This window comes from uncultured Ruegeria sp. (genome assembly GCF_947497005.1).
Lineage (GTDB): Bacteria > Pseudomonadota > Alphaproteobacteria > Rhodobacterales > Rhodobacteraceae > Ruegeria.
In genome coordinates, this window is the sequence record NZ_CANMFF010000008.1 from 222,312 (window position 1) to 243,192 (window position 20,881).

Annotated in this window: 25 protein-coding genes; 10 read left to right on the top strand and 15 right to left on the bottom strand. The window is 54.7% G+C overall.

Going from position 1 to position 20,881, the window contains the following annotated elements:
• Position 1: 1 nt before the first annotated feature.
• The 6 genes from Q0816_RS13550 to Q0816_RS13575 all read right to left on the bottom strand — a co-directional run bounded on the left by Q0816_RS13550 (position 2) and on the right by Q0816_RS13575 (position 6,457).
• Positions 2-805, bottom strand: a complete 804-nt coding sequence (locus Q0816_RS13550; RefSeq protein ID WP_298851368.1) for an AAA family ATPase — start codon at positions 803-805, stop codon at positions 2-4.
• Positions 798-1,418, bottom strand: coding sequence for a 16S rRNA (guanine(527)-N(7))-methyltransferase RsmG (gene rsmG, locus Q0816_RS13555; RefSeq protein WP_298851371.1), 621 nt, complete (start codon positions 1,416-1,418; stop codon positions 798-800). Before rsmG ends, Q0816_RS13550 begins: the two co-directional genes overlap by 8 nt.
• Complete coding sequence (mnmG, locus tag Q0816_RS13560) at positions 1,415-3,283, bottom strand: tRNA uridine-5-carboxymethylaminomethyl(34) synthesis enzyme MnmG (RefSeq protein ID WP_298851373.1); 1,869 nt, start codon at positions 3,281-3,283, stop codon at positions 1,415-1,417. The genes rsmG and mnmG overlap by 4 nt, the downstream gene beginning before the upstream one ends.
• 12 nt (positions 3,284-3,295) lie before the next feature.
• A complete protein-coding gene (mnmE, locus tag Q0816_RS13565) occupies positions 3,296-4,582 on the bottom strand; it encodes a tRNA uridine-5-carboxymethylaminomethyl(34) synthesis GTPase MnmE (protein ID WP_298851375.1) in 1,287 nt (428 codons plus the stop codon).
• A gap of 31 nt (positions 4,583-4,613) precedes the next feature.
• Positions 4,614-5,885 (bottom strand): transcription termination factor Rho, encoded by a 1,272-nt coding sequence (gene rho, locus Q0816_RS13570; protein WP_298851378.1) that lies wholly within the window; start codon positions 5,883-5,885, stop codon positions 4,614-4,616.
• A gap of 122 nt (positions 5,886-6,007) precedes the next feature.
• Positions 6,008-6,457: a CopD family protein gene (locus Q0816_RS13575; RefSeq protein WP_298851380.1), complete on the bottom strand. Its 450-nt coding sequence runs from the start codon at positions 6,455-6,457 to the stop codon at positions 6,008-6,010.
• Positions 6,458-6,861: 404 nt separating this feature from the next.
• Between Q0816_RS13575 and Q0816_RS13580 the strand changes: the two genes are divergently transcribed.
• From Q0816_RS13580 to dnaQ, 4 genes are read left to right on the top strand one after another with little or no spacing between them, the layout of a single operon-like run.
• The gene (locus Q0816_RS13580; protein WP_298851382.1) at positions 6,862-7,461 is read left to right on the top strand and encodes a Maf family nucleotide pyrophosphatase; all 600 of its coding nucleotides are present in this window, start codon (positions 6,862-6,864) and stop codon (positions 7,459-7,461) included.
• On the top strand, positions 7,458-8,291 hold the full coding sequence (locus tag Q0816_RS13585; protein WP_298851384.1) for a shikimate dehydrogenase: 834 nt from the start codon (positions 7,458-7,460) through the stop codon (positions 8,289-8,291). Before Q0816_RS13580 ends, Q0816_RS13585 begins: the two co-directional genes overlap by 4 nt.
• Positions 8,288-8,881, top strand: coding sequence for a dephospho-CoA kinase (gene coaE, locus Q0816_RS13590; RefSeq protein ID WP_298851386.1), 594 nt, complete (start codon positions 8,288-8,290; stop codon positions 8,879-8,881). The genes Q0816_RS13585 and coaE overlap by 4 nt, the downstream gene beginning before the upstream one ends.
• The gene (dnaQ, locus tag Q0816_RS13595; RefSeq protein ID WP_298851388.1) at positions 8,874-9,596 is read left to right on the top strand and encodes a DNA polymerase III subunit epsilon; all 723 of its coding nucleotides are present in this window, start codon (positions 8,874-8,876) and stop codon (positions 9,594-9,596) included. Before coaE ends, dnaQ begins: the two co-directional genes overlap by 8 nt.
• A gap of 23 nt (positions 9,597-9,619) precedes the next feature.
• Here the strand turns inward: dnaQ and secB are convergent, their stop codons facing one another.
• Both secB and Q0816_RS13605 read right to left on the bottom strand, forming a co-directional pair.
• Complete coding sequence (secB, locus tag Q0816_RS13600; RefSeq protein ID WP_298851391.1) at positions 9,620-10,120, bottom strand: protein-export chaperone SecB; 501 nt, start codon at positions 10,118-10,120, stop codon at positions 9,620-9,622.
• Between the two features lie 54 nt (positions 10,121-10,174).
• Positions 10,175-10,675 carry an FxsA family protein gene (locus Q0816_RS13605; RefSeq protein ID WP_298851394.1) on the bottom strand — a complete coding sequence of 167 codons (501 nt, stop codon included), beginning with the start codon at positions 10,673-10,675 and terminating at the stop codon, positions 10,175-10,177.
• A 108-nt stretch (positions 10,676-10,783) separates the two neighbouring features.
• Between Q0816_RS13605 and Q0816_RS13610 the strand changes: the two genes are divergently transcribed.
• Genes Q0816_RS13610 through Q0816_RS13620 form a run of 3 tightly spaced genes read left to right on the top strand, consistent with a single transcriptional unit; the run spans position 10,784 to position 13,067 of the window.
• Positions 10,784-11,443, top strand: a complete 660-nt coding sequence (locus Q0816_RS13610; RefSeq protein ID WP_298851396.1) for a Tim44/TimA family putative adaptor protein — start codon at positions 10,784-10,786, stop codon at positions 11,441-11,443.
• Between the two features lie 35 nt (positions 11,444-11,478).
• Positions 11,479-12,480, top strand: coding sequence for a murein transglycosylase A (locus Q0816_RS13615; protein WP_298851398.1), 1,002 nt, complete (start codon positions 11,479-11,481; stop codon positions 12,478-12,480).
• Positions 12,480-13,067 (top strand): Smr/MutS family protein, encoded by a 588-nt coding sequence (locus Q0816_RS13620; RefSeq protein WP_298851400.1) that lies wholly within the window; start codon positions 12,480-12,482, stop codon positions 13,065-13,067. Before Q0816_RS13615 ends, Q0816_RS13620 begins: the two co-directional genes overlap by 1 nt.
• Here Q0816_RS13620 and Q0816_RS13625 read toward each other — a convergent pair.
• The 3 genes from Q0816_RS13625 to hslU form a co-directional block, all read right to left on the bottom strand.
• Positions 13,064-14,284: an MFS transporter gene (locus Q0816_RS13625; RefSeq protein ID WP_298851402.1), complete on the bottom strand. Its 1,221-nt coding sequence runs from the start codon at positions 14,282-14,284 to the stop codon at positions 13,064-13,066. The genes Q0816_RS13620 and Q0816_RS13625 overlap by 4 nt on opposite strands.
• On the bottom strand, positions 14,281-15,381 hold the full coding sequence (locus Q0816_RS13630) for an alpha/beta fold hydrolase (RefSeq protein WP_298851405.1): 1,101 nt from the start codon (positions 15,379-15,381) through the stop codon (positions 14,281-14,283). Before Q0816_RS13630 ends, Q0816_RS13625 begins: the two co-directional genes overlap by 4 nt.
• A gap of 97 nt (positions 15,382-15,478) precedes the next feature.
• The gene (gene hslU, locus Q0816_RS13635) at positions 15,479-16,786 is read right to left on the bottom strand and encodes an ATP-dependent protease ATPase subunit HslU (protein WP_298851407.1); all 1,308 of its coding nucleotides are present in this window, start codon (positions 16,784-16,786) and stop codon (positions 15,479-15,481) included.
• A 199-nt stretch (positions 16,787-16,985) separates the two neighbouring features.
• On the opposite strand from hslU, the gene Q0816_RS13640 reads away from it, so the two are divergent.
• Together Q0816_RS13640 and Q0816_RS13645 are read left to right on the top strand one after the other, a co-directional pair.
• The gene (locus tag Q0816_RS13640; protein WP_298851410.1) at positions 16,986-17,381 is read left to right on the top strand and encodes a DM13 domain-containing protein; all 396 of its coding nucleotides are present in this window, start codon (positions 16,986-16,988) and stop codon (positions 17,379-17,381) included.
• Between the two features lie 101 nt (positions 17,382-17,482).
• Positions 17,483-18,724, top strand: a complete 1,242-nt coding sequence (locus Q0816_RS13645) for an MFS transporter (protein ID WP_298851412.1) — start codon at positions 17,483-17,485, stop codon at positions 18,722-18,724.
• Here Q0816_RS13645 and hslV read toward each other — a convergent pair.
• Positions 18,716-19,273: an ATP-dependent protease subunit HslV gene (hslV, locus tag Q0816_RS13650; RefSeq protein ID WP_298851414.1), complete on the bottom strand. Its 558-nt coding sequence runs from the start codon at positions 19,271-19,273 to the stop codon at positions 18,716-18,718. The genes Q0816_RS13645 and hslV overlap by 9 nt on opposite strands.
• Positions 19,274-19,470: 197 nt before the next feature.
• Between hslV and Q0816_RS13655 the strand changes: the two genes are divergently transcribed.
• Positions 19,471-19,665, top strand: a complete 195-nt coding sequence (locus Q0816_RS13655; RefSeq protein WP_298851416.1) for a DUF1127 domain-containing protein — start codon at positions 19,471-19,473, stop codon at positions 19,663-19,665.
• Between the two features lie 60 nt (positions 19,666-19,725).
• Here Q0816_RS13655 and Q0816_RS13660 read toward each other — a convergent pair whose 3' ends face one another.
• The 3 genes from Q0816_RS13660 to trxA form a co-directional block, all read right to left on the bottom strand.
• Positions 19,726-20,088: a Lin0512 family protein gene (locus tag Q0816_RS13660; protein WP_298851418.1), complete on the bottom strand. Its 363-nt coding sequence runs from the start codon at positions 20,086-20,088 to the stop codon at positions 19,726-19,728.
• A complete protein-coding gene (locus Q0816_RS13665) occupies positions 20,085-20,435 on the bottom strand; it encodes a Lin0512 family protein (RefSeq protein ID WP_298851420.1) in 351 nt (116 codons plus the stop codon). The genes Q0816_RS13660 and Q0816_RS13665 overlap by 4 nt, the downstream gene beginning before the upstream one ends.
• Before the next feature lie 74 nt (positions 20,436-20,509).
• Positions 20,510-20,830 (bottom strand): thioredoxin, encoded by a 321-nt coding sequence (gene trxA / locus Q0816_RS13670; protein ID WP_298851422.1) that lies wholly within the window; start codon positions 20,828-20,830, stop codon positions 20,510-20,512.
• Between the last annotated feature and the right edge of the window lie 51 nt (positions 20,831-20,881).

Here is a 20,881-nt window from a genome sequence, read left to right on the forward strand (position 1 = left end):
CTCACGCAGCGGTCTTATTGTTTTTGTGCATGATCTCACGAGCAAGATGACGATAAGCCATAGCCCCAAGCGAACCCGAGTCATATTGCAAAACTGGTAACGCATAGGACGGTGCTTCGCTGACCCGCACGTTTCTGGGTATTTTCGTCTTAAAAACCATCTCACCCAGATTGTCACGTGCGTCCTTTTCGACCTGTCGGGACAAGTTGTTGCGGTTGTCATACATAGTCAACACAACACCTTCGATTCTCAACTCTGGATTCGCCGTTTGTCGAACCTCTCGAATCGTCAGCATCAGTTGCGAAAGCCCCTCAAGCGCAAAGAACTCGCTTTGCAGTGGCACAAGTATCGAGTGTGCGGCAACCATCGCATTGACAGTCAGTAAATTAAGCGACGGAGGACAGTCGATAAGGATGAAATCCAGATTAAACACATCCACTGCCGTCTGACGCAGTGCATCGTGCAATAGATAGCTGCGTTTTTCATTGGAAATCAGTTCAATATCAGCGGAACTCAGATCAACAGTCGCCGGAACCACAAAAAGACCTTCGATTTCGGTCTCCTGCACGACTGCTTCCAGTGGTGCATCGTCGAGGATCAGGTCATAGGTCGTCCAATCCCGATCTTCGACGCCCAATCCGGTTGACGCATTCCCCTGTGGATCGAGGTCAACCACCAGAACTCTACACCCGGATTCCGCCAATCCTGCTGCCAGATTGATAGCTGTGGTTGTTTTCCCTACTCCACCCTTCTGATTGGCGACAGCAATTATCCGAGGCCCTGAAGGTCGAGACAAATCAACCACGTGATACTCCTTTGATCTTAAGGATAACGGCTTGAGGTTCAGTTAAACTTGTAATCGGCTCAGCCTCGAAATTCCATTCCTCACATGCGTCTGCCAGCTCTTTTTTCCAATTTGCGCCTTTGGGCAACAATGCCATCCCGCATTCAGCTAAATGCCTGTCACAAAAAGACAATAAAGTGTTCAAATCGGCTAACGCCCGGGCGGACACGATATTTGCAGCCATAGGATCAACAGTTTCGATTCTCTTCGAAATCACCGAACACTTTATTCCACACTCCCGTGCCACGCTGCGCAGGAACGCTGATTTACGTTGGTCACTTTCAACCATAGTAAATGAAGAAGTTGAGTTTTCCTCGGCTGCTATTATTGCGCACACCATACCTGGAAACCCGCCTCCACTTCCGAAGTCTGCCCAAGTTTCAAAACTACCAGCGCAACGATAAACCTGAACGGAATCAAGTATATGCCGGTTCCATATGTGTTCCAGACTTTTTCGTGATACAAGGTTGATTTTCGGATTCCATCGCTTCACCAACTCTACATAAGTCGAAAGGCGTTCGAATGTTTCACGTGAAACATTCATTTCATCGAACAATGAATAATCGACTGTCATGCCCGACGAGCTCTTTGGTCCCGCCGAAGTTTTGCCAGAACGAGAGTCAACGCCGCTGGCGTGACTCCTTCGACCCGACTTGCCTGGGCTATATTTGACGGTTTGGCCTGCGACAGCTTTTGTTTTATCTCCGAAGACAGGCCGTCCAAGGCAAAATAGTCAAATTCTCGCGGGATGACATGGGATTCATCCCGCTTCATCGCCTCCACATCACGCTTTTGTCGGGCAATGTAATTCGCGTATAGAGCATCCCGCTCTATCTGAAGCTTAATCTTGGGATCAACGTCGCTCAATTCCGGAACCAGAGGTAGCAAATCTTCAAATGACGTATCAGGAAAAGCCAGAATCGCCATTCCATCCCTTCGATTGCCATCCTGGTTAACATTTATTCCAGCATTGAGTACCTCTTTGGGGGTGAAGGTGCGGCCCGACAGTTTTGACTTTACAAATTCGAGTTGATGTATTTTGTCCTCAAACTGAGATTTGCGTGTTTCTCCTACACACCCCAACCCCAACCCAAGCGGCGTCAGGCGCTGGTCAGCATTGTCAGCGCGCAAAGACAATCGGAATTCGGCCCGTGAAGTGAACATTCTGTAGGGTTCAGCAACTCCGCGAGTTGTCAAATCGTCGATCATTACGCCAATATAACTGTCTGATCTCGAAAAATGAATCGGTTCCCGCGATTGAACTTCGAGCGCTGCATTAAGACCAGCCACCATCCCTTGGGCCGCGGCTTCCTCATATCCTGTAGTTCCGTTGATCTGCCCAGCTAGATATAGACCCGGTACATCCGGAAGCGATAAAGACGCGCTCAAGACTCGCGGATCAACGTAATCATATTCGATCGCATATCCTGGTTGCAGGATTTCCGCTTTCTCCAACCCTTTAATCGATTGGACGTATTCCAGTTGTACTTCTTGAGGTAGAGAGGTGGAAATACCGTTCGGATAGATCGTGTGATCTTTGATACCCTCGGGCTCAAGGAAAATTTGATGCGATTCCTTATCCGCGAAACGTACGATTTTGTCTTCGATGGATGGGCAATACCGAGGACCTACGCCATCGATGTGGCCACCATACATTGCAGATTTCGACAGGTTCGCTTCAATAATCTCATGCGTTTGCGCGTTTGTATGCGTTATTCCACACGAAATCTGAGGTGCGATGACATTCTTCGACAGAAATGAAAACAGCGTGGGATCGTCGTCGCCATCCTGTTTTTCCAAATCTGACCAATCGATTGTTCTCCCGTCCAGCCTGGGCGGTGTACCCGTCTTCAATCTACCCATTGGAAGATTGTAACTATCTAACCTTTCGGCCAGTTTGACAGAGGGTCGATCTCCCATCCGCCCACCTGGGCGAGACACATCTCCTATGTGAATGACGCCGCGAAGGAAAGTACCGGAGGTCAGAATGACCGCTTGCGCATGAAGTTCTGACCCATCTGCAAATACAACGCCTGTGATTCGCGAACGACTCATCAGAAAATCGACAACTTCTCCGACTACGACGAATAGGTTAGCCTGGTCTTTCGTTTCATTTTGCATCGCAGCCCGATAAAGGGCACGGTCCGCCTGTGTTCTTGGACCCTGAACTGCGGGTCCTTTTCGACGGTTCAGCAATCGAAATTGAATACCTGCCCGATCCGCTACACGGCCCATGACACCATCAAGGGCATCAATCTCTCGAACTAGGTGGCCTTTCCCCAATCCGCCAATCGCGGGGTTGCAGGACATCACGCCTATGTCCGACGCGGACAATGTCACCAACGCAGTCGTTGCGTCCATCCTTGCAGACGCGTGCGCGGCCTCTGTTCCCGCGTGACCTGCGCCAATGACAATGACATCAAACTTCGAATGTTTCACGTGAAACACTCCTTACTTTCCCAAACAGAAGCTGGAGAAGATTTCATCCAATAGAGTTTCGACATCTATTCTACCCACCAAAGATTCAAGGGCCCTTATTGCCGTTCTCAACTCTTCTGCTGCGATATCATACAGATCTGAACCCGATTCCAGAACCCGGATCGCAGCATTCAACGCTTCTGCCGCTTTGTTGATCGCCGCCCGGTGTCGTTCGCGTGTCGCAATACCATAGCTAGTAGTACGTTGGCTAAGTACACACGATATCTGGCATATTAACGCATCGACACCCTGCCCAGTTTTACCGGAAACGCCATCGCTAGAATCATTTCGGAGATCCGCCTTAGGGAGAACATGAATATCGCCATCCTGAGTTGCCACACCCAACTGTTCTGGCGTTTCTGATAGAAAGACCCGAAGATCCGCGGCCTCCGCTCTTTTACGAGCCAGCTCAATCCCAAGGTTTTCAACGAAATCTTCGGTATCCCTCAACCCTGCTGTATCCAGAAGTGTGACGGGCAACCCGGCGAGGTCCATCCGAACCTCGATTACATCCCGTGTTGTACCCGCATATTCCGACGTGATTGCAGCGTCACGGCCGGCAAGCGCGTTCAGCAAAGTGGATTTCCCGGCATTTGGGAGGCCCACAATCGCAACCTCGAAACCATTACGAATACGCTCAGCGATTTTCACGCCATCTGCTTCGCGACGCAGGTCTGACATAACGCCATTTACCAGAACACGAACTTCCGGTGTGACATCCGTTGGAACCTCTTCATCAGCAAAATCAATCACGGCTTCCAGCAAAGACGCTGCGCGAATCAAATCGCGACGCCAACGTTCCGCCAACGCACCAAGTTCACCTGCCAGAACAGTCTGGGCCTGTTTTCGCTGAGCTTCAGTTTCTGCGTCGATCAGGTCAGCCAGACCTTCGACCTGTGTCAGGTCCATCTTGCCATTCTCAAGCGCCCGGCGCGTGAATTCACCCGGTTCGGCGATACGCAGCCCCTCCGTATCTGACAAGCAGCGCAACACCGCGTTGACAGACGCTGTGCTTCCATGGATCTGAAGCTCAGTCACATTCTCTCCGGTGAAACTGGCCGGGGCCTGGAATGTCAAAACCAACCCGTCGTCCAAACGCGCTCCACCGTGATCGCGCAAAGTGCGCAAGACCATACCGCGGTTTGGCAGCGTGCTTCCAGTCAAGCGAGCTGCAGCTGAATGCGCTTCGGGGCCAGAGAGGCGAATGACCGCCACCCCGGCTTTACCTTGCGCGCTGGCCAAGGCGAATATCGTATCCATTCGAAGGCCTCGCTTGAAACTAAGACCTGTGTCAGGTGTTCATCGAGTCGAAGAATTCACCGTTTGTTTTGGTTTGCTTCAACTTGGACAACAGGAATTCGATTGCGTCGGTGGTACCCATCGGGTTGAGAATGCGGCGCAAAACAAAAGTCTTGGCCAGATCACCCTTGTCGACCAGAAGGTCCTCTTTCCGGGTACCGGATTTGAGGATGTCGATCGCCGGGAACACGCGTTTGTCTGCGATTTTGCGATCCAGAACGATTTCCGAGTTGCCGGTGCCTTTGAATTCTTCGAAGATCACCTCGTCCATCCGGCTGCCCGTATCGATCAATGCGGTGGCGATGATGGTCAGCGAACCGCCCTCTTCAATATTCCGTGCCGCACCAAAGAAACGTTTGGGCCGCTGAAGTGCGTTCGCATCCACACCACCGGTCAGAACTTTACCCGAGGACGGCACCACAGTGTTAAACGCTCTACCAAGTCTTGTAATCGAATCGAGAAGGATAACAACATCTCGTTTATGCTCGACCAAACGCTTGGCTTTTTCGATAACCATTTCAGACACAGCCACGTGGCGCGTAGCGGGTTCATCAAAGGTCGAGGATACAACCTCACCCTTCACCGAACGTTGCATGTCGGTCACCTCTTCCGGGCGTTCATCGATCAGCAGGACGATCAGATAGCACTCAGGGTGGTTCTTCTCGATCGAGTTCGCGATGTTTTGCAAGATCACAGTCTTACCGGTCCGCGGTGGCGCCACGATCAAAGAACGCTGACCCTTACCGATGGGAGACACCAGATCGATGACACGCGCAGATTTGTCCTTAATGGTGGGATCTTCAACCTCCATTTTCAGACGCTCATCGGGATAGAGCGGTGTCAGGTTGTCAAAGGCGATCTTGTGCTTGGCCTTTTCAGGATCTTCAAAGTTGATCTTTGTAACTTTGATCAGTGCAAAATAGCGCTCATTTTCGTCCGGAGCTTTAATATCCCCTTCAACCGTATCCCCGGTCCGCAGCGAGTGCAGGCGGATCATCTCGGGCGAGACATAGATGTCATCCGGACCCGGCAGATAGTTCGCCTCGGGCGAGCGCAGGAAACCGAAACCGTCCTGAAGAACCTCCAGCACGCCATCGCCGCCAACGGTCCAGCCTTCATCCGCGCGTTCGCGCAGGATCTGGAACATCATCTCGCCTTTACGCATGGTCGAGGCGTTTTCGATTTCCAGATCTTCGGCCATCGCCAGAAGGTCTTTGGGGCTTTTGGCCTTCAGATCGGCCAGATTCAGAGTATCTGTTGTCATTATACAAACCTTCACCGCTGAGACTGCGGCACGAAGTTAAATTTCAGTACGGAAGATACGCCGCCCGGACGGGCGTGTTGACCCTTACATATGCGCAGCAAGGTTCGGAGTCAAACAGGCCCTCAGAACTTCAGAATGACCGCCAGAACGATGGCAACCATCAATACGGTCGGAACTTCGTTCATCATGCGGTACTGCCGCCCAGTGAGCTTATTTCGGCCCTCTACGAAGTCCTTGCGTCGTGCCATCAACCAATGATGAAACCAAGTCATTCCAATCACGGCAGCACCCTTTACCCAAGGCCACGACCAGTCCCATCCGATGATGCCTGGCGTGAACACCATGATCAGACCGCAGGCCCACGCCACGATCATCGCCGGCCCCATGATCACGCGCAGAAGCTTTTCTTCCATTTCAAGGAAGATCTGTTCAGCGCCATCAACGGTCTGTGCCTTTTCTACGTGATAGACAAACAGTCGGGGCAAATAGAACAATCCAGCCATCCATGAAATCACAGCCATGATGTGAAGCGCCTTCACCCAAGGATAGATCGTAAAAAGAAGATCGGTCATTTCGACTCCGGGCGTTGCTCGGGACTCTCCCTAATAAAAAAAAAAGAAAAGAAAAAGGATGATGGTTTTGTAGGGCGAGTAAAATCCGTGGATTACTTTTTTACACAAGTGTTTTCCCCAAGTGGACAGAACTAAAGAATTTGCAAGTGATTCTGTTAGTTGATATTTTAATCGTTTAAAAACAATTGGATACATACTTGCAGGCAATCTAGACTTGGGGATAACTGGTAGGAGTTCTTGGGATATCTAGATTTTCCTAGGAAGCCGACTTATCCTTGTCCCGGCTGGATGGGATTTGAGCGACTCATGGTTCTTTGCCGCGAAATTCCCAGGGTTGCGTGTCAACCGGAAAACCATACAAAGCACCCCAGAACTCTTATCGATTTGCACACGGGGTTTTCCACATGTCTGTCCCCATTCTTCTGGCTTCAGGGTCCTCCATACGCGCGCAGCTGCTTGAAAACGCAGGTGTACAATTCTCTGTTCAAACAGCGCGCGTGGATGAAGAGACGGCCAAGCGCGCTTTGCTGGCCGAAGGCGCTTCGCCACGCGATATTGCCGATACGCTGGCTGAAATGAAAGCCCGCAAGGTCAGCGACAAGAACCCCGGCGCGATGGTTCTGGGATGTGATCAGGTTCTGGACTTTGAGGGCCAGTTGCTGTCGAAGCCTGAAACCCCGGAACTGGCATTGGCTCAGCTGAAAGCCATGCGTGGCAAGCGTCATATGCTTTTATCCGCGGCGGTGATCTATCAGGATGGTGAGCCAATCTGGCGGCATGTGGGACAGGTACGCTTGCGGATGCGGGCCAGTTCCGACGCATATCTGAAAGATTATATTGCAAGGAACTGGGATAGTATCCGACATGCCGTCGGGGCCTACAAGCTGGAAGAAGAAGGTGTGCGCCTGTTCGCTACCATTGACGGCGACTATTTTAACGTTTTGGGTATGCCACTGTTGGAGCTTCTCAACTTTCTGGCTGTAAAAGGGGTGATCGATCAATGACGGACTACCAGGTGCCTTTGGCAGGCGTGATTGGTCATCCCATTGGACATTCACGTTCGCCCAAGCTGCATGGTCATTGGCTGAAGACCTATGGCCTTGCGGGTCATTACATTCCCATGGATGTGGCCCCTTCGGATCTGGAAACCGTGCTGCGAACCCTGCCCAAAGCTGGTTTTGTCGGGGCCAATGTGACCGTTCCCCACAAAGAGGCTGCGTTGAAGATCGCGGATCACGTGTCAGATCGCGCGACGGTGATTGGCGCGGCGAATACACTTGTGTTTCGCAAAGACGGCTCGATCCATGCAGATAACACCGATGGGTACGGGTTCATGGAAAACTTGCGCAGCGGAGCACCGGACTGGAATGCGAAAGATGGCCCGGCCGTTGTGTTCGGGGCCGGAGGGGCCGCGCGCGCCGTTCTGCAGGCATTATCTGATGCGGGCGTGCCGGAAATCCTGCTCACGAACCGAACCCACGCCCGAGCCGATCATCTGAAAGAAGAATTTGGCCAGCGCATCCGCGTGGTTGACTGGGTTCAGGCCGGAAACGTCATAGAGAATGCCGAACTGGTGGTGAATACGACCTCGCTTGGGATGCAGGGTCAGCCAGAGTTGCGAGTTCCGCTGGACGGGTTGCAGCCCGGCGCCGTTGTGACTGATCTGGTCTATGCGCCACTGAAAACCCGACTGCTGCAAACCGCGGAAGAGGCCGGGTGCACCATCGTCGATGGTTTGGGTATGCTGCTGCATCAGGCCGTTCCCGGGTTTGAACGCTGGTTCGGTGTCCGACCAGAAGTGGACGCAGGCACACGTGCGGCGGCATTGGCGTGAGTTTTATGCTTGGCCTGACCGGTTCCATCGGTATGGGGAAAACGACTACCGCGCAGATGTTTGTCGAAGAAGGCTGTGCCTTATGGGATGCGGATGCGGCGGTGCATCGGTTGTATTCCAAGGGCGGCGCTGCGGTTGATCCTCTGGAGCAAGAGTTTCCGTCTGCCATTCTGGACGGTGCGGTCAGCCGGGATGCATTGAAGCAGATAATTGCCGCCGACTCTTCTGCGCTGAAGACCATCGAAGCCATTGTGCACCCTCTGGTCGCCGCTGATCGTGCCGAGTTTCGGGAAAGCGCGACAACCGACATCCTAGTGTTCGACATCCCGCTTTTGTTTGAAACGGGCGGCGCCAAAATGATGGACGCGGTGGCGTGTGTTTCAATTCCGGTCAGCGAGCAAAAACGGCGCGTCATGGAACGGGGAACGATGACAGAGGCGCAGTTCGAGCAGATACGCGCCCGGCAGATGCCGAATGATGAAAAATGTGCGCGGTCGGATTATGTGATCGTGACCGACACTCTGGACCATGCTCGTGCGCAGGTGCAGGATGTGGTCAGGCAGATACGGGCGGGGATGGCGCATGCGTGAGATTGTACTCGATACAGAAACCACCGGGTTCGATCCCGAAAGCGGCGACCGGATCGTGGAAATCGGTGCTGTTGAATTGTGGAACCACGTCGCCACAGGTGAGACGTATCACGTCTATATCAACCCTGAACGTTCGATGCCGGAAGAGGCGTTTGGCGTGCATGGTATTGGCCCGGACCTGCTGGAAAACTCGCGCCCGCCTGAAAAAGGTGAAGTGACGCTGAAAGACAAACCGGTCTTTGCTAAGGTCGGTCACGGGTTTCGCGAATTCGTTGGTGATGCACGGCTGGTGATCCACAACGCGTCATTCGACATGAAATTCCTGAATGCCGAACTGAAATGGATGGGCGCCCCGCTCATCCCGATGGAACAGGCGCTGGATACGCTGGCGATTGCGCGCAAACGGTTTCCCGGTTCTCCGGCATCTTTGGATGCGCTTTGTCGTCGGTTCAATATCGACAATTCAAACCGTGTTTTGCACGGCGCTCTGCTTGACTCCGAAATTCTGGCGGAAGTGTATCTGGAGCTGATCGGAGGGCGGCAGCCTGATTTCGGCCTGTCGACATCAGCAACATCCGCGGCGGGTGGTGTCGACGATTGGCGTCCAACCCCGCGCGCCACAGCACTGCCATCCCGTATCACCGAAGATGAACGAGCCGCTCATAAAGTTTTTGTGGAAAAACTGGGCGAAAGAGCCCTGTGGACCCGTGCCTGATCCGGTCAGGCACGGGCCAAACCTCAGGCGTCAGCTTTCTGGGCTTGCTCGGCCTGACGACGCATCAATTCGTTGCGATACAGGGCAACGAAATCAATATTGTCCAGGTTCACCGGCGGGAAGCCGCCGTCACGGGTGATGTCGCTGACGATGCGGCGCAAAAACGGGAACAGCATACGGGGGCATTCGATCATCAGGAACGGGTGCAGCTGATCTTCCTGTACCCCTTCGACGTGGAACAACCCGCAATAGTCCAGCTCGCACAGGAACAGAACATCGTCCAGGCCTTTGGCTTTGGAGGTCAGGTTCAGTTTGACGGACACTTCGAACTGATGGTCAGCGGGGCGTTTTTTGGCATCCAGGTTCACCTGAACGGCGATTTCGGGCTGTACATCGCCCGATACACCTTTTTGTGCCATCACGTTCTCAAAGGACATATCGCGGATGAACTGCCCCAGAACACGCATCTGAACCTGCGGGGCGGCTTGGGCGGCAGAGTTTCCTGCAGCGTTTTCTTCGGCCATGGATCTACTCCAAAATTGAAATTCGCCACTGCTTATCAAGTTGGGCGCGCTACCTCAATGCTGGTGCGGGCCTTCCACCCATTTCGAGGGCTTGGATGGGTCTTTTTTAGGTTGGATCTCGGTGAATTCCCCATCGATGACGTCACTCTTGTCGAATGGGTTTCCCTGCGACTGATAGCCAGGACCGGGGCCCATCTGGAATTGAGCGACGGTGACCTTCGATTTCAAATAGCGGAAAACGGCAACCCTGACGCCCGGTATCAACAATGCAAATCCAACGGCATCAGTGAAAAACCCCGGTGTCAGCAACAAAGCACCCGACAAAAGGATCATCGCACCATGTGCCAGTGGTTCGGACGGATCATCAAGCTCGGCAAAAGAACGCTGCAGGTTTCCCAGTGCCATGCGACCTTGTGTCCTCACCAAAACTGTGCCCAAAACCGCTGTCAGTACTACGATGGCAAGGGTCGGCCACAAGCCAATCAACCCGCCAACCTGAATAAACAGCGCGATCTCGATGATAGGCACCAACAAAAATGCCAAGAACAGATACATTTGCGTTAACCTTTCCGTTAGGCCGTGCTGTGGACTTGCTACCCACGGTCACCTACATAGTGGCATGAGGCCGCGTATACAAAGTCGCGGTTCTGAAAAGAGGATGAAATGAACGAACCCATGATCCAGTTGCTGGTCCTGGCCGGAATTGCCATTTTCCTGATCTTGCGCCTCAAAAGCGTATTGGGCTCACGTGAAGGTTTTGAAAAACCGCCCGTGCAGCAACAACCCGAAGCGCATAAATCGCGCCGCGATTTCGAGGTGATCGAAGGCGGCCCGGATCATGACATTACCGACCATGTTGCGGAAGATAGCGAACAGGCACAAACATTGACCGCAATGAAGCGGGTCGAGCCGGGCTTTTCGGTCACCGAGTTTGTTCAGGGTGCACGCGGTGCCTATGAGATGATCGTGATGGGGTTCGAAAAGGGCAACCTGGATGAAATCCAGCCATTCTTGTCGGAAGAAGTATTCGATACCTTCGTGTCCGTCGTGTCCGACCGTGAAGATCAAGGCCTGTCCATCGAAGCGGAATTTATCGGGGTCAGGGAAACCACCCTGGCGGATGTGAAATTCGACAAGGATTCCAATCAGGCCGAGATCACCATGAAATTCGTGGGTGAGCTGACTTCGGTCGTGCGGGATCGCGGTGGGGATATCATCGAAGGCAATCCCAATACCGTTAAACGCCAAAAGGACAGCTGGACCTTTGCCCGCGTGATGGGCAAGGACGATCCGAACTGGCTGCTTGTCGCCACGGACGCATGATTGCAACGCTCCGGTCGCTATTTCTGGTGGGTGCAATGACCACTGCCAGCGCCGCCGGAGCTGAGGCAACGCGATCCATTCTGTCGTTCGATGATCTGCAGGGCTGGGCCGATGATGATCATGGTGCAGCCCTTTCGGTTTTCCTAAACACATGTGGTGATCTGAAGGATCCGGATTGGCGCGCCCTGTGCGGCGTCGCCAAAATCTATGACGCGGGCGCGGCACGGGCGTTCTTTGAGCTCTTCTTTCGCCCGGTTCTTGTTGAGGATGGCGAAGACGCCCTGTTCACCGGGTATTTCGAGCCCGAGCTTGACGGCGCACGTACCCGGACGGGCCGTTTCAAATACCCAATCTACAAGATGCCCCCCGAGGCCCGCACTGAGGGGCCATGGCTGAGCCGCCGTGAAATCCTGACCAGTGACGTGATGCAGGGTCGCGGGCTTGAGATCGCCTGGGTCGATGATCCCGTTGAGTTGTTTTTCCTGCAGATCCAGGGGTCTGGCCGTGTTCGACTGCCGGATGGCGGTGCCCTGCGCGTGGGATACGGAGGCGCGAATGGACATCCCTACAGGTCCATCGGTGTCGAGCTTGTGCGGCGCGGTATTCTGGGTTCGCATGAGGTCAGCGCCCAGATGATCCGCGCCTGGGTGCGCAAGAACCCCGAAGCAGGTGCAGAATTGTTGTTCCACAACCAGTCCTATGTTTTCTTTCGCGAAGTCTCGCGTGTTGCGCCCGAGCTTGGGCCTTTGGGTGCCATGAACCGATCCGTTACGACGATGCGCAGCATCGCGGCCGATCCGGTCTATACCCCGCTGGGTGCGCCGGTCTGGGTGGAAAAGGACGGCAAGAAACCAATGCGCCGCCTGATGATCGCGCAGGATACAGGCGCGGCCATCAAAGGCGCGCAAAGAGCTGATATCTTTTTCGGGACCGGTGACAAAGCCGGGCAAGACGCGGGCAAATTGAAAGATCCGGGCCGGATGGTGGTGTTGCTGCCCATCCAGCGTGCCTATGCCCTTTTGCCGGATGAGTTCTGATGACCAGGCGAAAGCTGACCAACGAAGAGATCGAGCTGTGGCGCAAGGTTACCAAGCAGGCTGAGCGGCTGCACCCGGAAATGCCGCAGACGGTCCATCCAACCTCCTTGCCGAAACCCAAACCCAAGAGAACGCCGAAACCCCGGTTCGACGCGATTGAACTTGGGCAGAAACATCAAGCAAAACCGAAACCAAACGATCTGAAACCGTCGGTGACAGATGCACTGCGCAAAGCTCCGGTTCAGATGGATACCAAGGCCTTTGGTCGGATGAAGCGGGGCAATCTGAAACCCGAAGGCAAGCTGGACCTGCACGGTATGCGGGTTGATACGGCCCACCCCGCGTTGATCCGATTTGTCCTGAGTGCGCAGGCACAGGGTAAGCGCCTTGTTCTGGTCGTAACCGGGAAAGGTAAGGACAGGGATGAACCCGGCCCGATCCCGACACCACGCGGTGTCCTGCGCAACCAGGTGCCTCATTGGCTATCCATACCCCCATTGGTACAGGCAGTGATGCAGGTCACGCCTGCTCATATCAGCCATGGCGGTGATGGGGCTTACTATGTGTATCTCAGGCGCGTGCGCTAAAGATCACGGCGGGCGTGAGAAATGCCAACCCAAACCAGAACGCATACCAGTATGAAAAACACGCCGATCCAGATGAATTGCGTGTTCAGCGATATGCCGGTGTCGATAAGAATACCGGTCAAACCCGGCCCGATGGCCGAGCCCAGGACCAGGATCGCTGCGGCCATTGCCTTGATGGCCCCGATATGCCGGGTGCCATAAAATTCGGCCCAGAATGCGCTGGGCAAAGTGCTGTTCGCCCCAACCGTCAAACCCAGAAACACCAATCCGATCGTCGCGCCACTGATTGAGTCGGTCATGCCCAGTATGACAAATCCGACCGCTATCGGAAGTTGGTAAAATGGCATGATGCGCGCGGTACCCCATTTATCCAATGCCCAGCCCGCCGCAAACAACGACAACAGCGATACACCGGTATAGACCGGAAACAGGGCGACCAACTGGATATGCTGCCAACCTTTCGCGTCAGCCAGATAGACCTGATGAAAGAAAAATGCGGTGATAAATGCCGATGGCGCAAGTATCGACGGCACCATGAACCAGAACAGGGGATGGAACAGGGCGTCCCGGCGGCTCCAGTGACGACCCTGCATACCTGTGGCAGAAAATTCACTGGATAGGCTTTGCGGTGTTCGTTCCTCGCGCAGTAACCGCGTCAGCACGGGAATACCCAGGACGGTGATACCCGCAGCGATGATCCACAGCCAACGCCAATCCAGAAAAGCCATGGCAGCCACAAAGATCAGAGGCAGCATTGCTTCGCCGATCGCATAGCCCGTTGACGCTATGGATAATGCTTTGCCCCGTGTAACCGTGAACCATCGTGCCATCGCGACCACGGCCAGATGCGTACTCATCCCCTGACCGAACAAACGCAACAAAAAGATCACCACCGGCAGGAGCGGCAGCCAGGTGTTCAACGCCATGGCAAGGCCAGCCAAAGCCAACCCCGCCAGCACCACAGGGCCCAACACCCGGACACGGAAGATGTCTGTTAATCCTCCGGCCCAGATCATCACAATGGCGGACAGGGTTGTGCCCAATGTGTATAGCCCGCCCCAAGCACCATGGCTAAGGCCGTATTCCGCGCGAATTTCGCCGGCGAAGATCGAGATGAAAAAGGTCTGCCCGAAGCTGGACAGAAAAGTCAGCAGAACACCGGTGCCAAGCCAGGTTGCATTGTCAACAAGGTATCGGCGCAGGTTGAACCGCGTCAAGGAGAGCTGACCTGAGCCTGTCCTGTTTCTGTCAGAACAATTTCAGTGGCGCCATCTGGATTGCGCTCGCTTGGTGGTACCAGGATATCGATTGCGGGCCGGTCTTCACGCCCGAAAGTACTGTTCACGCGTCGCAACGAGTTGAGGATCGACAGCAATGCCGGGGAGGTCGCGGCAACGAAATGCGAGGATCCCGCGTCGCTGTTGAATGCAGTCGTATCGATGACGCTGATCGGGAATTCCTCAAGCGAGTCAATCGAGCTGATATTTCCCAGCCTTTTACCCTCATGCGTGCCGCGCAGGCGGGCCGAGAAGTTCAGAATCTTATCCTTTTGGGACACCATTACAAGGAATGGATCCGGCGGGTTATCGATCCGCTTCATCTGCGAGCGGAACAGGTCGAGATCCAGATCGGGTGAGATCAGCACGACCCCTTCGATATTTCTGTTGGCCCAGCCGGGTTCCTGCAGCTCGGTTTGCCGGATCATTTCCATTGTCAAAGCGCCACCCATGGAATGGGCGACCAGAATCACGCGTTTGACACCCATGGATTTCAGTTCGCGGATGGTCTGCTCCAGCCCGTCGCGGGCAAACAGCATGCTGTCCAGATCATAGGCATATCCATAACCCGTTGCACGGCTTGGCCAAGAATACACCAGCGTCGAGCCTGGAAGTCCGATATCATGCGTCAGCTGTGCGGCGCGAAAGATCGTTTCGGTCTGGGTCGAATTGTAGCCGTGCACAAATATCGTGACGTCATCCTGGCCTCGCAAATGTTCACGTAGCCCTCCGGGCCCGTCCAACTCGGTCACATCCGCCAGGACGAATTCTTTCTGTGGATTTGGGTTCGCGTAAGAGAACCGGAGCGTACCCGGAGTATGTGTCGGCGGGACCGAAACCGTGGTTTCCAGAAACTTGAGCGTTTCACCGCGTCGGAAGCCATAGGATCCGTCGGCCTCGCGCGCTCGGGTCGTACTTGCGAATATGATTTCAGGAGTGCCCACATTTAAGGCAGTGGGCACGACTTCGGACACCGTCCGGTCAACGCAAGCGCTGAGCGAAAGGGATGCGAGCAGAATGATGAAATAGCGCAGCACGGGTCAGCCCTCGGGGTGAATTGTGCACACGCTACCGCATTCTTGACCAACGTCCAGCATGGTACGTCGGAAACAGCGAAAAAAACGGCTGGCCGTGTTACAAAACGTAACGGCTAAGGTCCGAGGACTTGGTCAACTCCCCAAGATTGTCGCTGACGAATTGCGCATCCACAGTGATGTCCGTACCGGCCCTGTCTGGTGCCGCAAAGGACAATTCCTCGAATACCCGTTCCATGACCGTGTAGAGCCGCCGCGCACCGATGTTTTCGATACTCTGGTTCACGTCAGCTGCAATCCGCGCCAGCGCGGCAATGCCGTCTTCGGTAAAGCTGACGTGTACCTCCTCGGTGCCCATCAAGGCTGTATATTGACGGGTCAGAGCGTTGTCTGTCTCGGTCAGGATACGCACGAAATCCTGTTCTGTCAGGGCGCGAAGTTCCACGCGGATCGGCAGACGTCCCTGCAATTCCGGTAACAGATCAGAGGGTTTGGCAATGTGGAACGCACCCGAGGCGATGAACAGGATGTGGTCGGTTTTCACTGGGCCGTGCTTGGTCGAGACGGTCGTACCCTCGATCAATGGCAGCAGGTCGCGCTGAACCCCTTCGCGGCTGACATCGCCACCGCGCGCATCGGAACGGGCGCAGACCTTGTCGATCTCATCCAGAAACACGATGCCGTTCTGTTCGACCGATTCCAGCGCGATGCGGGTGACTGTTTCATCATCCAGCAGCTTGTCGGCCTCTTCCCCGATCAGCGCGTCATAGCTTTCGGCGATGGTCAGGCGCTTCTTGACGGTTCGCCCGCCAAACGCCTTGCCGAAAATGTCGCCCAGATTCATCATACCCATCTGACCGCCCGGCTGCCCCGGAATGTCAAACATCGGCATCGGGCTTGAGGTGTCGGACAGTTCCAGCTCGATCACCGTGTCGTCAAGCTCCCCGGCTTTCAGTTTCTTGCGGAACATCTCGCGCGTGCCTTCGCGCGCATCCGCGCCTGCGATGGCTTCGATCACGCGATCTTCGGCAGCCTGATGGGCCTTGGCCTTAACGTCTTCACGCATGTACTCGCGGGTTTGCAGGATCGCCGCATCCGCCAGATCGCGCACAATCTGTTCCACGTCGCGGCCGACATAGCCGACTTCGGTGAATTTTGTGGCTTCGACCTTGATAAACGGCGCACGGGCCAGTTTGGCCAGACGGCGGCTGATCTCGGTTTTGCCGACACCGGTGGGGCCGATCATCAGGATATTTTTAGGATAGACCTCTTCCCGAATGTCATCCGACAATTGCTTGCGGCGCCAGCGGTTGCGCAAGGCAACGGCCACCGCGCGTTTGGCATCCTTCTGGCCAATGATGAAGCGGTCCAGTTCCGAGACAATCTCGCGCGGGGTCAGGTCGGTCATATGTGATCTATCCGGTTGTTTCGAACCGGAACCTAATCATAAGGCGTGAAAACACAAGCTTATCACGAAAATCTCACGTCAACACACGGCCTGTACACGGAAAATCGTGAAGAAGTGAATCGCTTCGTGATCGATTCCGCCGCAATAAAGCAAAATCAACGGGCTTGTCTGCCCGTGCCGTCAAAGGAGACAATACAACATGATGACTCGCCGTTCGCTCTTTCTGAATGCCGCCGCTGCAGGCGCTTCGCTGGCTCTGGTCAGTGCAAATACTGCTTTGGCCGGGGGGCACAAAGGTCACTTTGAGGGCCGGTCGAACCACGTTACCACCGGGTCGGTAAAGCTGGTTAAAAATGGGGACCGCTATATCGTTGAACTGGGAGACGACTTTTCACTGGATGGCGGACCGGACCCGCGCGTTGCATTCGGAAAAGACGGCACGTACGATCCCGACACCAAGCTGGGCGCACTGCTGAATCTGACCGGCAAGCAATCCTATGCTGTGCCGCCTACTCTGGACACATCGAAATACAACGAAGTTTACATCTGGTGTGAAGTTGCAGGTGTTCCGCTGGGCGTTGCTTCGCTTAAGTAATCTGGTTACAGAATTCAGAGATTTCGGGCCTTAGACACGCCATTAGGTGGAATTAAGTTGCTCTGTTACACTCCCGGAAAGGCATTTTCCGGGGGTTTTTTATGTCGAAGATTGCCAAGATAACATTGCTGTTTGTGGTTTTTGTGGATTTGATCGGGCAGGGGCTGGTCTTTCCCATCATCAATTCTCTGATCATGGAAACGAAATCCGGGTTCCTGCCTGAAAACACGGCCATGGGGCGCAGGCATTTCTTCTATGGCCTCGTGATCGGGTGCTTTTTCCTGTCGTGGTTTCTGGGCGTTGTCTATGTCTCGAAAGTATCGGACTCGATCGGGCGTAAGAACGCTTTGCTTGTGTGCCTTGGTGGCGCATTGGCCGGATATGCCCTGACCATTGCCGCGCTTTACCTCAACAGCCTTCTTTTGCTGATCGTCGGACGTTCGATCACCGGATTCACTGCGGGCAATCAGCCCATTGCCCAGGCGGCGATGATTGACGGCAGTACCGATGCGGCGGATCGGGACAGGAACATGGGCTATATCGTGACAGGTGTCAGTTTTGGACTTGTGGGCGGGCCAATCATCGGAGCGGTCTTGTCAGACGCCGCCCTGCTGGGCAGTTTTGCGACATTGAGAACCCCGTTTTATGGCGCGTTTGTCCTTGTACTGATCGCGATCTTTCTTGTGCTGTTCTTCTTCCAGGACACCCGGACTGATCGTGAACCTTTCGTGTTCCGTCCCCGTGACGTCACAGACAGCCTGATTGCGGTGCGGGGGCATCCAATGGTGCTGAAGATCCTGCCGGTCTATTCGTTTTTCATGATTGCGAACGTCACCTTCTACGTGTTTGTCGACAACTTCCTGACCAGTGCATTCGGATACGGAGTCATCGGTGGCAGCATGGCGATGGTGGTGATTGGCGTGGCGCTGGCCTTCTCCAGTACCTTCCTGGTGAAACCCGCGCAGGAGAGGTTCAGCAAACACGCGATTATCTACACATCGCTTGTGGTGATGGTGATTTGCGGATTTGCTTTCGCCTTCAGCCCGAGCGGTGTGTTCAGCTATGTGCCGGTCTTTTTCTTCTATTTCCTGTTCGGGGTCGCTTATCCAACGATGCTGGGCCTGTTTTCTTCCAGCGTCAGCGAAGCGGATCAGGGCTGGGTCATGGGCGTGACCACCGCCGTGTTCTGCCTTGCGGGTGGAATCATGTCCCTGATCGGTGGCGGACTGATGAGCATCGATATCCGCGTGCCCTATTACATCGTGATTGTCGCGGCGATTATTGGCTTGATCGGCATGCACCGCCGCTGGAAAGGTAAGGAAATCTCGGCGCTGCTAGCCTGAGATTGTCTCAACCGTCAGCTTGCCGTTGGTGTAGACACAGATATCGGCGGCAATGGCCATAGATTGACGTGCGACCTCTTCCGCCGACTTGTCGCTGTCCATCATCGCGCGGGCAGCTGCCAGGGCGAAGTTGCCCCCGGATCCGATGGCAGCAACATTGTGTTCAGGCTCCAGTACATCCCCTGCCCCAGTGATCACCAGAAGGTCCTTGCCGTCGGTTACGATCAGCATCGCCTCGAGCTTTTGGAGGTATTTATCAGTGCGCCAATCCTTGGCCAGCTCGACCGAGGCGCGGGCCAGTTGGCCGGGCGTGGCCTCAAGCTTGGATTCCAGACGTTCCAGCAACGTGAAGGCATCCGCGGTCGATCCAGCGAATCCTGCCACAACTTCGAACCCGCCGGGTGACAGGCGGCGTACCTTACGGGCCGTGCCTTTGATCACGGTCTGGCCCAGGCTGACCTGCCCGTCACCAGCTATGACGATCTGACCGCCCTTCTTGACGCCAATGATCGTCGTACCGTGCCAACCGGGAAAGTCGCTATCTGCCATGATCGTCTCCGTTTTCACTGGCGCTATATATGGGCTGGGCGCGGTGTTGACGCAACCCGTTCTAAAACCGCCCAAAAGATATGCAAGAAATGCAATTCGGGGTTACCGGACTAGCAATTGTGAGTCTGGTTGCGCGGGACTACATGAGGCTCACAACCGACAAAGGGTCGGCTGTTTCTTCACAAAGGACTGCGCACATGGCAACCACAGCTAACATCCATGCGCCGCTCGGAGCAGCTACCATCCTGCACGTGGCGGACGCGTTCACCAACGTCGTCAACACTGTTGTCGATTGGTACGAATCCCGCAAAACCCGCAGACTTCTGTCGGACCTGAGCGACGCCCAGCTGGACGATATCGGTCTGAGCCGCGCGGATATCGCCAAACTCTGATCATTCCAACGGATCACCAATTCGAGACAGCCGCCCGGAATTCCGAGCGGCTTTTTTTGTTCAGCTTCGAACGTATTTTCCAGCCAGATCGAGCAGAAACGCCTCAATTGCGGCCGTTGCAACAACGTGCCGTGTGCCGGCTTCTTCATCGATAACATCCAGTCCACCCTTAACTGCACGCACTTCAGCCCTGCCCCGCGGCAGGTCGGAGGCAACCAGCTCGCAATCCACTTTTTCAGGTGCCTGTACACCGATCGTCACAATGACGCGCATTTCGGAATGATCGATGCCCAATTTGGAAAACAGCGTGATCGAGGAATGATGCAGCGCATCCTGCACTGCGCGGCGGGCGGCCTTGGTATAATCCTGACCGTAAAGATCGTTTCCCGTCCCCATTTCCAGAATAATGCGTTTTTCACTCATTGTGCGGGCTCCATGTCGAAGGAAACGATCAGGGCGGCGTTGGCGATAACCGTGTGCCCGTCACTATGCGGCTTTTCGATATCCAGCCCGCCTTTTGTGACGGTGATATTAGGCTGACCATAGGGGAAGACAGCATTCAGAGCTTCGATATCCACTTGATCCGGCTGCTGCACCCCAATCTCGGCGTCAATGATCATCGCTTCTTTCGGAAACCCAAACAATTCGGCCATGTTGATCGAGTTATGCCAAAGTGCATCCTTGATCGCCCGCAGCGATGCCTCGGTATAATCCATTCGGCGCAGGGATGTACCCATACCGAACTCTACAAGGACCCGCGTTTTTGCCATTGGTTTCTCCGATGTCTTCAACAAAAAAGGCGCCCCGATCTGAGGCGCCTTTGGGACAATCTGTTAGGACCAGATTAGATGGATTCTTCGATCCAGCTTTGCAGGGCCGCTTTGGGGGCAGCGCCTGCGCGGTTCGAAACAACCTGACCGTCCTTGAAAATGAACAGCGCCGGGATGCCACGTACGCCCATCGCCGCCGCAGCGTTCGGGTTGCTGTCTACATCTACCTTGGCGATTTTAACCTTGTCGCCATACTCGGCAGCCAGTTCTTCCAGCGCGGGGCCGATTTGTTTACAGGGGCCGCACCATTCAGCCCAGAAGTCCACGACCACGGGAACGGTCGAGTTTTTGACTTCGGCGTCAAAGGTGTCGTCAGTAACGGCTACGGTCGACATATTCTGTCTCCTGAATGGGGTAATCTTGGGAACAGAACGTAGGTGCCGCTT

Coding starts and splice junctions, on each gene's coding strand:
- Q0816_RS13605 (WP_298851394.1), bottom strand. CDS start 10,675: ATGTATCTGTTCTTGGCATTTTTGTTGGTGCCTATCATCGAGATCGCG.
- Q0816_RS13655 (WP_298851416.1), top strand. CDS start 19,471: ATGGCAACCACAGCTAACATCCATGCGCCGCTCGGAGCAGCTACCATC.
- Q0816_RS13610 (WP_298851396.1), top strand. CDS start 10,784: ATGAACGAACCCATGATCCAGTTGCTGGTCCTGGCCGGAATTGCCATT.
- Q0816_RS13645 (WP_298851412.1), top strand. CDS start 17,483: ATGTCGAAGATTGCCAAGATAACATTGCTGTTTGTGGTTTTTGTGGAT.
- hslU (WP_298851407.1), bottom strand. CDS start 16,786: ATGACCGACCTGACCCCGCGCGAGATTGTCTCGGAACTGGACCGCTTC.
- Q0816_RS13580 (WP_298851382.1), top strand. CDS start 6,862: ATGTCTGTCCCCATTCTTCTGGCTTCAGGGTCCTCCATACGCGCGCAG.
- Q0816_RS13620 (WP_298851400.1), top strand. CDS start 12,480: ATGACCAGGCGAAAGCTGACCAACGAAGAGATCGAGCTGTGGCGCAAG.
- mnmE (WP_298851375.1), bottom strand. CDS start 4,582: ATGGATACGATATTCGCCTTGGCCAGCGCGCAAGGTAAAGCCGGGGTG.
- Q0816_RS13640 (WP_298851410.1), top strand. CDS start 16,986: ATGATGACTCGCCGTTCGCTCTTTCTGAATGCCGCCGCTGCAGGCGCT.
- Q0816_RS13660 (WP_298851418.1), bottom strand. CDS start 20,088: ATGAGTGAAAAACGCATTATTCTGGAAATGGGGACGGGAAACGATCTT.
- Q0816_RS13665 (WP_298851420.1), bottom strand. CDS start 20,435: ATGGCAAAAACGCGGGTCCTTGTAGAGTTCGGTATGGGTACATCCCTG.
- Q0816_RS13575 (WP_298851380.1), bottom strand. CDS start 6,457: ATGACCGATCTTCTTTTTACGATCTATCCTTGGGTGAAGGCGCTTCAC.
- rho (WP_298851378.1), bottom strand. CDS start 5,885: ATGACAACAGATACTCTGAATCTGGCCGATCTGAAGGCCAAAAGCCCC.
- rsmG (WP_298851371.1), bottom strand. CDS start 1,418: ATGACAGTCGATTATTCATTGTTCGATGAAATGAATGTTTCACGTGAA.
- dnaQ (WP_298851388.1), top strand. CDS start 8,874: ATGCGTGAGATTGTACTCGATACAGAAACCACCGGGTTCGATCCCGAA.
- secB (WP_298851391.1), bottom strand. CDS start 10,120: ATGGCCGAAGAAAACGCTGCAGGAAACTCTGCCGCCCAAGCCGCCCCG.
- Q0816_RS13585 (WP_298851384.1), top strand. CDS start 7,458: ATGACGGACTACCAGGTGCCTTTGGCAGGCGTGATTGGTCATCCCATT.
- Q0816_RS13615 (WP_298851398.1), top strand. CDS start 11,479: ATGACCACTGCCAGCGCCGCCGGAGCTGAGGCAACGCGATCCATTCTG.
- hslV (WP_298851414.1), bottom strand. CDS start 19,273: ATGGCAGATAGCGACTTTCCCGGTTGGCACGGTACGACGATCATTGGC.
- trxA (WP_298851422.1), bottom strand. CDS start 20,830: ATGTCGACCGTAGCCGTTACTGACGACACCTTTGACGCCGAAGTCAAA.